Annotated in this window: 10 protein-coding genes; 5 read left to right on the top strand and 5 right to left on the bottom strand. The window is 68.3% G+C overall.

The window, feature by feature from the left end:
- Window positions 1-24: 24 nt before the first annotated feature.
- The 3 genes from J3476_RS01165 to J3476_RS01155 all read right to left on the bottom strand — a co-directional run bounded on the left by J3476_RS01165 (window position 25) and on the right by J3476_RS01155 (window position 4,143).
- Window positions 25-252 carry a hypothetical protein gene (locus J3476_RS01165; RefSeq protein WP_207064824.1) on the bottom strand — a complete coding sequence of 76 codons (228 nt, stop codon included), beginning with the start codon at window positions 250-252 and terminating at the stop codon, window positions 25-27.
- A 163-nt stretch (window positions 253-415) separates the two neighbouring features.
- Entirely contained in the window at window positions 416-3,718 is a 3,303-nt protein-coding gene (gene lysX, locus J3476_RS01160; protein ID WP_207064789.1) for a bifunctional lysylphosphatidylglycerol synthetase/lysine--tRNA ligase LysX, read from the bottom strand.
- A gap of 62 nt (window positions 3,719-3,780) precedes the next feature.
- Window positions 3,781-4,143 (bottom strand): DUF1844 domain-containing protein, encoded by a 363-nt coding sequence (locus J3476_RS01155; RefSeq protein WP_207064788.1) that lies wholly within the window; start codon window positions 4,141-4,143, stop codon window positions 3,781-3,783.
- Window positions 4,144-4,383: 240 nt separating this feature from the next.
- Here J3476_RS01155 and infC point away from each other — a divergent pair, with 240 nt between their 5' ends.
- The 4 genes from infC to J3476_RS01135 all read left to right on the top strand — a co-directional run bounded on the left by infC (window position 4,384) and on the right by J3476_RS01135 (window position 6,435).
- Complete coding sequence (gene infC / locus J3476_RS01150) at window positions 4,384-4,995, top strand: translation initiation factor IF-3 (RefSeq protein ID WP_173012211.1); 612 nt, start codon at window positions 4,384-4,386, stop codon at window positions 4,993-4,995.
- A gap of 6 nt (window positions 4,996-5,001) precedes the next feature.
- Window positions 5,002-5,196, top strand: a complete 195-nt coding sequence (gene rpmI, locus J3476_RS01145; RefSeq protein ID WP_152517179.1) for a 50S ribosomal protein L35 — start codon at window positions 5,002-5,004, stop codon at window positions 5,194-5,196.
- Between the two features lie 79 nt (window positions 5,197-5,275).
- Window positions 5,276-5,665, top strand: coding sequence for a 50S ribosomal protein L20 (gene rplT, locus J3476_RS01140; RefSeq protein WP_152517180.1), 390 nt, complete (start codon window positions 5,276-5,278; stop codon window positions 5,663-5,665).
- 23 nt (window positions 5,666-5,688) lie between these two features.
- Complete coding sequence (locus J3476_RS01135; RefSeq protein WP_207064787.1) at window positions 5,689-6,435, top strand: RNA methyltransferase; 747 nt, start codon at window positions 5,689-5,691, stop codon at window positions 6,433-6,435.
- An 85-nt stretch (window positions 6,436-6,520) separates the two neighbouring features.
- On the opposite strand, the gene J3476_RS01130 is transcribed toward J3476_RS01135, so the two are convergent.
- Window positions 6,521-7,555, bottom strand: coding sequence for an oxygenase MpaB family protein (locus J3476_RS01130; RefSeq protein WP_207064823.1), 1,035 nt, complete (start codon window positions 7,553-7,555; stop codon window positions 6,521-6,523).
- Between the two features lie 158 nt (window positions 7,556-7,713).
- On the opposite strand from J3476_RS01130, the gene J3476_RS01125 reads away from it, so the two are divergent.
- Window positions 7,714-8,574: an adenylate/guanylate cyclase domain-containing protein gene (locus tag J3476_RS01125; RefSeq protein WP_286182479.1), complete on the top strand. Its 861-nt coding sequence runs from the start codon at window positions 7,714-7,716 to the stop codon at window positions 8,572-8,574.
- Between the two features lie 137 nt (window positions 8,575-8,711).
- Here the strand turns inward: J3476_RS01125 and J3476_RS01120 are convergent, their stop codons facing one another.
- Window positions 8,712-10,289, bottom strand: coding sequence for an FMN-binding glutamate synthase family protein (locus tag J3476_RS01120; protein WP_207064821.1), 1,578 nt, complete (start codon window positions 10,287-10,289; stop codon window positions 8,712-8,714).
- Between the last annotated feature and the right edge of the window lie 44 nt (window positions 10,290-10,333).

Raw genomic sequence — 10,333 nt, 5'->3', positions numbered from 1 at the left:
ACCGTACCGGTGACGTCGGACAGATCAGCCGGAGTCGTCGGCCCGATGCATGGACTCCCGGATGCGGGCCAGCCGCTCGGCGGCGGCTTTCTGGCGCGCCTCGTACTGCTCCTCGACGGAACGGCCTTCGGGGGTCTCCGAGGCCAGCTCCGCCGCGCCGATCGCGGTGCCGTAGCGGGTCTCGATCTTCTCGCGCACCGACTCGAAGGTCGGCACCCCGTCACGGGTGTAACCGGATGCGGGCTCGGTAATGGTGTCCCCGGGCCCGACCGGCTCAGGTGCGCTGACGGTCTCGTCGGGCTCGGGGGTGGTGACGGTCCCGTCCGGCTGAGAGGCGCTGTCGGGCGCAGGCCACGGCTCGACGATCTCCGCGTCGACAGGCTCGGGCTGCGGTTCGTCCGGCATGCCGCAAACGCTACCGCGGTTTGGCCAGCGGGAAGGGCAGCGTCTCGCGAATGCTGCGCCCGGTGATGAGCATGACGACACGGTCCACGCCCATGCCGAGACCGCCCGTCGGGGGCATCGCGTACTCCATCGCCTGCAGGAAGTCCTCGTCGAGTTCCATCGCTTCCGGATCGCCGCCGGCGGCCAGCAGCGACTGTTCCAGCAACCGGCGGCGCTGCTCGACAGGGTCGGTCAGCTCGCTGTAGGCGGTGCCCAGTTCGACGCCCCACGCGACCAGATCCCACCGCTCTGCGACGCCGGGGATGCTGCGGTGCGGCCGGGTCAGCGGTGACACCGACGTCGGGAAATCGGTGTAGAACGTCGGCTCCTCGGTGCGGTCCTCGACGAGACGTTCGTAGAGTTCGAGCACGACCGCACCGGCGTCCCAGTGCGACAGGTAGGGAATGTGGGCGGCGTCGCAGAGCCGCCGCAGCGTGCCGAGGTCGGTATCCGGCTCGATCGTCTCGCCGAGGGCTTCCGACACCGCGCCGTGCACGGTCTTGACCGTCCACGATCCGGAGATGTCGACGGGCTCGAGAGCGCCGTCGGGGCGTGGACGCCAGAACACCTGGGCTCCGTTGGCGGCGTCTGCGGCGTTCTGGATCAGTTCCCGGCATCCGTCGATCCAGACGCGATAGTCGGCGTGTGCCTGGTAAGCCTCCAACAACGTGAACTCGGGGTTGTGGCTGAAGTCGACGCCCTCGTTGCGGAAGGCGCGCCCGAGTTCGAAGACCTTTTCCACTCCGCCGACGCACAACCGCTTCAGATACAGTTCGGGCGCGATGCGCAGATACAGATCGAGGTCATAGGCGTTGATGTGAGTCATGAACGGACGCGCGTTCGCACCGCCGTGGATCTGCTGCAGGATCGGTGTCTCGACCTCCAGGAATCCCTTGCCGACCAGGGTTTCGCGAATGGCGTGCAGGACTGCGCTGCGCGCTCTGATCAGGTCGCGGGCCTCGGTGTTGATCGCGAGGTCGACGTAGCGGGCGCGCACCCGGGCCTCCTGATCCGTCAGCCCTTTCCATTTGTCGGGCAACGGCCGCAGGCATTTGCCGATCAGCCGCCACCCGGTGACCAGCACCGACACCGTGCCGTTGCGGCTGTGGCCCATCGTTCCCGACACCTCGAGCAGATCGCCGAGGTCGATCGCGCGGGTGAAGTCAGCGGTGCTGCCCGCGCGTAGCGCCGAGTTGTCAAGCAGGAGTTGGACTTCGGCAGACCAGTCACGCAGTTGCGCGAACAGCACGCCGCCGTAGTCGCGCAGGCGCAACACCCGGCCCGCGACCGACACCTCGGTGCCGTCCCGGGCCGACAACGCCGCGGCGACGGTGTGGCTGGGCGGACTGCCCACCGGATAGGCGTCCACCCCCTCGCTCTGCAGTGCCTTGAGCTTGGCCATCCGAACCCGGACCTGCTCGGGCAGTCCGTGACTCACGTCCTCGTCCGGCCCGCCCGGCAGGCTGACGTCGGGCGCGGAACCGTCACTGTGCAGCAGCCCGGTCGCGACGAGGGTGCCCGGTGCAGCGATGTGGTGGCCGGTGTGGGGCTGCTCGTGACGCTTGGAGAACGGAAGGACCAGAAAGCCTTCCGCGATCACCGAGGCCACCCCGACGCGCGGGACCAGCCGGGCGTCCTCGTAGCACGCGTAGCGCGGGACCCACCGAGGCTGGTACTTCATGTTGGACCGGTACAGCGTCTCGAGCTGCCACCAGCGCGAGAAGAACACCAGGATCCAGCGCCACAGTCGTGCGACGGGGCCCGCGCCGAGTTGGGTCCCCTGCTCGAAAGCCGACCGGAACATCGCGAAATTCAGTGACACCCGGCCGATCCCGACGTCCTCGGAGTTCAGGCACAGTTCGCTGACCATCAGTTCGATGGTGCCGTTGGGGGAGCGGGGCGAGCGACGCATCAGATCCAGGGACACCCCGTTGGCGCCCCACGGCACCAGCGACAACATCGCGACCACCTGACCGTCCTCGCGCACCGCCTCCACCAGCAGACAGTCACCGTCGGCGGGGTCGCCGAGTCGCCCCAGCGCCATGGAGAAGCCCCGCTCGTCATCGGTGTCGCGCCAGGCGTCCGCGCGTGTGATCACGTCGGTCATCTCGTCGGCGCTCAGCTCGCGGTGGCGGCGCATCCGCACCGCGACGCCGGCACGGCGGGCCCGGGTCACCGCCTGGCGCACGCCGCGCATCTCCGGTCCGGACAGCCGGAACTCATCGGTGTGCAGGATCGCCTCGTCGCCGAGCTGCAATGCGTTGAGCCCCGCGCCGCGGAAGGCCTGCGCTCCGGCCGCGCTCGCACCCATCACGCCGGGCGCCCACCCGTACGCCAGGCACAGCTCCAACCAGGCCCCGATCGCCTGCGGCCAGGATTTCGGGTCGCCGACCGGATCTCCGCTGGCCAGACACACGCCGACCTCGACGCGGTACGTGATGGCGGCGCGGCCGTCGGGGGAGAACACCACCGCTTTGTCGCGGCGGGTGGCGAAGTACCCCAACGAATCGTTTTTGCCGTAGAGCTCGAGCAGCCCGCGGATCGCTGACTCGTCCTCGCCGGTCAGCGCGTTGTCGGCGCGTTGCGACTGAAACAACACCACTGCGGCCGCCATCAGGGCCAGCGCGCCGAACAAGCCGAGCATCGCGTTGACGAGCCCGTGGGGAGCCCCGCTGAAGGAGTCGGGATCGGCGCCTGCGAAGGCGCTGACACGGTTCAGGGCGTAGAGGAACCGGTCCGGTCGCGCCAGCGTGCCCGGAAACAGCTCGAACAGGGCCCAGCCGGTCAGCGTGCCGATCCCCATGCCGGCCACCAGGACACCGGCCGCTTTCGCCAGCGCGCCCCGACGGGCCCTGGCCCAGAACTGTCCGCGTGCCAGGAGCAGGAACACAATGGCCGCGACGTGGAAGACCAACCCGATCATCTCGCCGAACTGCGCCAGCCGGGACTCCTCGCCGGAGAGCAGGTCGGCGATGTTCCACCCGGTTGCGGCGACCATGTAGCCCACGAGCGTCCACCAGGCGATGCGCTTACGCGCGGCGAGCGCCCCGGCCAGCACCGCCAGCACGAACGCCCACGCGAAGCTGGTGTCGGGGAAGTTGAAGATGTAGTCGTTGACGAACTCACGCGGCACTGCGATGACCGAGCGGACCAGGGGCGAGATGCTGGCCAGCAGCGACAACGTGGCGATGATGCCGACCGTCCAGCCGGCGGCCGCCGGCACCCAGCGGAAGCGCGAGCGGGCAGCGGCCCGGATGGGACTCGTGACGGTCATACGCCGGGAGGATATGCGCTCACCAGGCCCACCGGGCAGATGTCCGGCTTCGGCGAGTGGCGCTACCAAACCGGCCCGGTGTACTTCTCTCCCGGCCCCTTACCGGGCTCCTCGGGTGCCGCGCTGGCCTCGCGGAACGCCAGCTGCAGGGATTTCAACCCGTCGCGCACCGGTCCGGCGTGCGGTCCCAGATATTCGGCGGACGCGGTCACAAGACCGGCCAGTGCGGTGATCAGGCGGCGGGCCTCGTCGAGGTCGCGATGGGGGCTGTCGTCGGGGTCGTCGGCCGACAACCCGAGCTTCTCGGCGGCGGCACTCATCAGCATCACCGCGGCACGGGTGATGACCTCGACGGCGGGGACGTCGGCGAGCTCGCGTACGGACAGCTCGGCTGCCAGGGAGGATGGTTCGGGAACCTCGGTCATGCCTGCTAGACTGGCATGCGCGACCGTCCCGGCAACGTCCGGGACAGCAAAGTGGAGTCCCGCTCCCACCGTTCACCGACGATACGTCGGAGGTGCAACGGTCCGGTCACAGACATCGCAGATGTCTGTCCTGGTCGGTGTCGGGCCCTGCTCTGAGCAGGGCTTTTCTGTTCTGTAGGGACAGGGCGCCGGGTATGTGTGGGCTCCTCGAGGACAGCAGGATCTATCCAGGGAGGCCCCATCAGCACTGAGACCCGCGTCAACGAGCGCATCCGCGTACCTGAAGTCCGCCTGATCGGACCGGGCGGTGAACAGGTAGGCATCGTGCGCATCGAAGATGCTCTCCGCGTTGCCGCGGATGCCGATCTCGATCTCGTCGAAGTAGCTCCCAATGCCAGGCCGCCGGTCTGCAAGATCATGGACTACGGCAAGTACAAGTACGAGACGGCCCAAAAGGCGCGCGAGTCTCGCAAGAACCAGCAGCAGACCGTCGTCAAGGAACAGAAGCTGCGTCCCAAGATCGACGACCACGACTACGAGACCAAGAAGGGTCACGTCGTCCGCTTCCTGGAAGCCGGGTCGAAGGTCAAGGTGACCATCATGTTCCGCGGACGTGAGCAGTCGCGGCCCGAGCTCGGGTTCCGGCTCCTGCAACGCCTGGGCGCCGACGTCGCCGACTACGGCTTCGTCGAGACGTCCGCCAAGCAGGACGGCCGCAACATGACGATGGTGCTGGCCCCGCACCGCGGCGCGAAGACTCGCGCCAAGGCGGCGCACGATGCAGACGCTCCAGCGGCGCAGCGCAAGGCGCAGCCCGCCCAGGAAGCACCCACCGATACCCCACAGAACTGAGGAAACATGCCGAAGGCGAAGACCCACAGCGGCGCGTCGAAGCGGTTCCGCCGCACCGGAACCGGAAAGATCGTGCGCCAGAAGGCCAACCACCGCCACCTGCTCGAGCACAAGCCGTCGACCCGCACCCGCCGGCTCGAAGGCCGCACCGAGGTGTCGGGCAACGACACCAAGCGCATCAAGAAGATGCTCAACGGCTGAGCGCTCCACCCGCTAGACCGGTGGTCCGACCGTCCCGGCCGGACCCCGACCCCTGACTGAACGACGATAGGAAACTCCCATGGCACGCGTGAAGCGCGCGGTCAACGCGCAGAAGAAGCGGCGTACCGTACTCAAGGCATCGAAGGGCTACCGGGGCCAGCGCTCGCGGCTGTACCGCAAGGCCAAGGAACAGCAGCTGCATTCGTTGACCTACGCCTACCGGGACCGCCGCGCCCGTAAGGGTGAGTTCCGCAAGCTGTGGATCTCGCGCATCAACGCCGCGGCCAGGTCCAACGACATGACCTACAACCGGCTGATGCAGGGCCTCAAGGCCGCCGGCGTGGAGGTCGACCGCAAGAACCTCGCCGAGCTGGCCGTCAGCGACCCGGCTGCCTTCACCGCGCTGGTCGAGGTGGCCAAGGGCGCACTGCCTGCCGACGTGAACGCCCCGTCGGGCGAGGCTGCCTGACCCTCACCGAGCGTTCTGCCCGGGTGGTGGCGGCGGTCAAACTGCACCGCCACACCGGGCGCCGCCGCGCCGCACGTTTCCTCGCCGAGGGGCCCAACCTCGTCGAGGCCGCGCTGCGGCGCGGACTCGTTTCCGAGGTGTTCGTCACCGAGAACGCTGCCGCCCGGTTCGCCGACCTGCTCGCCGGCGCCCCGACCCAGCTCGTCACCGAACGCGCGGCAAAAGCATTGTCGGACACGGTGACTCCGGTGGGCCTGGTGGCCGTGTGCACGATTCCTGACGCCGGCCTCGCGCAGGTGCTCGCCGACGCGCCCACGTTGGTCGCTGTGCCTGTCGGTGTCTCCGAGCCCGGCAACGCCGGGACCATCATCCGCGTCGCCGACGCCATGGGCGCCGACGCGGTGGTACTCGCCGGCCCGAGCGTGGATCCGTACAACGGCAAGTGCCTGCGCGCCTCGGCCGGCAGCATCTTCTCGATCCCCGTCATCGCCGAGCCCGACACGCAAGCAGTGATCGCCGGGCTGCGGGACGCCGGATTGCAGGTGTTGGCCACCGTGCTGGACGGTTCGGTCAGCCTCGACGACGTCGACCTGGCCCGGCCGACCGCATGGTTGTTCGGGCCGGAGGCCCACGGCTTGCCGCCGGACGTCGTCGAGCTCGCCACAGCCCGGGTGCGAATCCCGATGGCGGGCAACGCCGAAAGCCTCAACATCGGCTCCGCGGCGGCCATCTGCCTCTACCAGAGCGCGCGCGCCTCCCGCGACCGCTGACCGTTGCGCGGCACGACGCTGCCCTGGCGGGCGTGACAATCTGCGCCGGCCTGGATCGGTAACCCGGGCTTCGCGGAGGAGGTTGTCAGGCCGCCTCGGTCCGGCCGCGCGCCGGGCGCACGCCGGCCAGCGAGAACGTCGAATGCACCAGCGAGCCGACGCGGTCCAGGAGCGACTTGCGGGTCGGCACGTAGTGCATCGGCATTCCTCGACGATCCCGCGGCGGGGCCATGAATGCAGGCGCTTCGACCAGCGGCGCGTCCGGCGCCAGCTTGCCCTCCGCACGGCGGTAGGCGGCCAATGCACGCGGATGCAACCGGATCTCGTCGGGTACGGCCACGAATGCGAACTCCACCAGCTTGCCGAACAGCCGCAGCAGAATCTCGTCGCCGGGTGTCCATCGCATGCCCGCTCGCTCGCGCAGCGCCGGGTCGAAGACCCCTGCGGCGATCCAGCGTTGCGCATCGACCATCGGCTTGAACATCTGGTCCCAGACCGGTGTCGGCATCAGCACGAACCGCGGCTTGGGAATCCGGATGGAGAAGATGTCCAGTGTCGCCCGGTTGATCTCGAGTTCCTCGTCGCACTTGTGTGTCCAGTACTCCTGAAAGGCCTCCCAGGACGACGGCACCGGCCGCATGCTCATGCCGTACATGCGATACCACTGCACGTGCTCGTCGAACAGCTGGCGTTTCTCGGCTTCGGTCAGTCCGCCGCAGAAGTACTCGGCAGTCTTGAGGATCAGCATGAAGAACGTGGCGTGCGCCCAGTAGAACGTCTCGGGATTCAGCGCGTGGTAGCGCCTCCCGGCGGCGTCGACACCCTTGATGGTCTTGTGATAGCTGCGAATCTGCGCGCCCGTGGACGCGGCGCGGTCGCCGTCGTAGACGACTCCCATGATCGGATACACCGACCGCGCGACTCTCTGCAACGGTTCGCGCAGCAACACCGAGTGATCCTCGACGCCCGCTCCGAGTTGGGGGTACATGTTCTGGATCGCGCCGATCCACACGCCGAGCATGCCGGTGCGGACGTCGCCGAAGTACCTCCACGTCAGCGAGTCCGGCCCGAGCGGATTGTCGGTCGGGACGGTCGTCGAGGAGGTCGAATGGTCTGCCATCGCCGTTGATCGCATCGCCTCACGATAAGCGTGACAACGACCGTTGTCTACGAATTCCACGCACCGCGCGGCCAGTGTTATACACCCTCCACACCGGCGGCATACGCGCGTGACCTGCGAATTTATCCGGTCGTTTCGGCTCGATTAGGCTGAGCGGCGTGGACGACGCCGAGTCGAGTGAGCCGGGAACCGATCACTCGTCAGGCCCGCTCGGCTGGCTGCGGGGAGTCAATCAGCACGACGGTGTCGTTTCCGCCATCCGTCGCGCCCGGCGGGCCCTGCCCGGTGATCCCGAGTTCGGCGATCCGCTGTCGGTGTCCGGTCTGGGCGGACCGCGAGCGGCCGCCCGGGCCGCCGACCGCCTGTTGGAACGCGCAGCCGCATCCCGTGAGCTCAGCCTGGGGGCGTTGCAGGTCTGGCAGGCCCTGACCGAGCGGGTCTCGGGCCGGCCTGCCAACGCCGAGGTGACGTTGGTGTTCACCGATCTGGTCGGTTATTCGGCGTGGTCGCTGAACGCCGGCGATGAGGCGACGCTGCGGTTGCTGCGCCGCATGGCCCAGGTGGTGGAGCCTCCGCTGCTGGAGTCGGGGGGCCACATCGTCAAGCGCATGGGCGACGGCATCATGGCGGTGTTCTCCGATCCGACCACCGCCGTCCGCTCGGCGATCGCCGCTCGCGAAGCGATCAGAGCCGTCGACGTCGACGGATTCACCCCACGCATGCGGGTCGGCATCCACACCGGACGTCCGCAGCGCATCGGCTCGGACTGGCTGGGCGTCGACGTCAACCTGGCCGCGCGGGTGATGGAACGCGCCACGCGCGGCGAGCTCATGGTCTCCGCCGCGACGCTGGAACGGATCCCACAGGAGGAGTTCGACGCGTTGGGCGTGACCGCACGCAAGCTCCGGCGCCAGATGTTCGCACCCAAGCAGGACGGCGTCCCGCCCGACTTCGTCATCTACCGGCTCAAGAGCCGCAAGCCGACCGACGAGGACGACGGCGAAGCCACGGGGTCGTGACGGCACTCTCCCGACCTCGGCCGTGACATCCGTTGGGGCTGCGCTGGCTGCGGCTTTCACTCGCACTTTGCCGCCGTGGTCACAGTCTGAACGTCGACGGCGACGTCGATGGCGACGTCGATGGCGACGTCGATGGCTCAGACGAATTCATCGGCCGAGGCCTCGATCCAATCGGAACGCCACGACTCCGGCGGGTCGTCGAGTAGTTCCCCTGGCATGAGCCACTCGTAGATTTCGGCATAGGTGAGAGTGCGCTGGCCTTCGATGCGACGGTTGAGCATCGCCGGACAGAGCTCGTCGAAGCCGGACAGCCCCATCGACGCGACGATCTGTGCCGCGCTGGCCACGGTGGCGCGCTGAAAATTGACCACCCGTGCGGTCTTGTCGTCGACATCAAGAGCTCTGACCCGACCGGGATCCTGGGTGGCCACGCCGGTGGGGCACCGATTGGTGTTGCACTTGAGCGCCTGGATGCACCCGACGGCGAACATCATCGCCCGTGCGGACAGCGTGAAATCCGCTCCCTGGCAGATCCTGCTGACGATGTCGACACCGCTGGCGACCTTTCCGGACGCGCCGATCCTGATCCGGTCCCGCAGTCCGGCGCCGACCAGGCTGTTGTGCACCAGCATCAGGCCCTCGGTGAGGGGCATCCCGACGTGATCTTCGAACTCGACCGGTGCCGCGCCCGTGCCACCTTCGGCGCCATCGACGATCACGAAGTCCGGCGCGACACCGGTGGCGATGATGCCCTTGCAGATGGACAGGAACTCGGTTCGGGCTCCGACGCACAACTTGAAGCCCACGGGCTTGCCGCCGGACAACCGCCGCAGCAGTGCGACGAACTCCATGAACGCGATCGGGGTGGCGAAGGCGCGGTGTGCGGGCGGCGACACCACCGTGCGCCCCACCGCCACACCGCGCGTGGCGGCGATCTCGGCGCTGACCTTGGCCCCCGGTAGCACACCGCCGAGCCCGGGTTTGGCGCCCTGCGACAACTTCACCGAGATGGCCTTGACCGCCGGGAGCGCCGCCTTCTCGGCGAATGCGACAGGATCGAAATTGCCGTCGGCGTCGCGGCACCCGAAGTATCCCGAGCCGATCTCCCAGATCAGGTCGCCGCCGCCACGCAGGTGGTACGGGCTGATGCCACCCTCTCCGGTGTCGTGGGCGAACCTTCCCCGGGCCGCACCGGCGTTGAGGGCCTCGATCGCGTTGGCCGAGAGAGCGCCGAAGCTCATCGCGGAGACGTTCAGCAGTGCGATGTCGTACGGCTGGGAGCAGTCCGGACCGCCGAGCCGTACCCGAGGATCCAGATCGTCGGCGAAGCGGGCCCGCAGGGAATGCCGCAGGAACTCGTAACCGACGACGTTGACGTCTCGTTCGGTGCCGAACGGCTCGTCACCCTTGGTTCCGCGAGCACGGTCGTAGACCAGATCGCGGGTCTCCCGGTCGAACGGCGCCGCCTCGGTGTTCGACTCGATGAAGTACTGACGGATCTGGGGCCGAACCGATTCCAGCAGCGGGCGCAGATGGCCCACGACGGGGTACACCCGCAGAATCGTGTGCCTCTTCTGCACCAGGTCCGCGGTACCAAGCACCGCGATCGGAGTCAGCAGCACCGCCGCCACGCCCCACCCGATGTGGTGGCCGAGGGCCAGGCCCGCCGCCACTGCCGCCAGAACCCACACTGTGCCGACGATCACAGGCCGGATCCACACGGCGTGAGGGTATCGCGCCCCGGATGAAATGGGTGCGA

This window comes from Mycobacterium sp. PO1, assembly GCF_017312405.1.
In the GTDB taxonomy this organism is placed as follows: domain Bacteria; phylum Actinomycetota; class Actinomycetes; order Mycobacteriales; family Mycobacteriaceae; genus Mycobacterium.
Note: the sequence above shows the minus strand (reverse complement) of the source record. Positions and strands in the feature narration are given on the sequence as shown.

Excerpts from the sequence above, each read along its gene's own strand:
- lysX (WP_207064789.1), bottom strand. The coding sequence starts at position 3,718 with ATGACCGTCACGAGTCCCATCCGGGCCGCTGCCCGCTCGCGCTTCCGC.
- J3476_RS01155 (WP_207064788.1), bottom strand. The coding sequence starts at position 4,143 with ATGACCGAGGTTCCCGAACCATCCTCCCTGGCAGCCGAGCTGTCCGTA.
- rpmI (WP_152517179.1), top strand. The coding sequence starts at position 5,002 with ATGCCGAAGGCGAAGACCCACAGCGGCGCGTCGAAGCGGTTCCGCCGC.
- rplT (WP_152517180.1), top strand. The coding sequence starts at position 5,276 with ATGGCACGCGTGAAGCGCGCGGTCAACGCGCAGAAGAAGCGGCGTACC.
- J3476_RS01130 (WP_207064823.1), bottom strand. The coding sequence starts at position 7,555 with ATGGCAGACCATTCGACCTCCTCGACGACCGTCCCGACCGACAATCCG.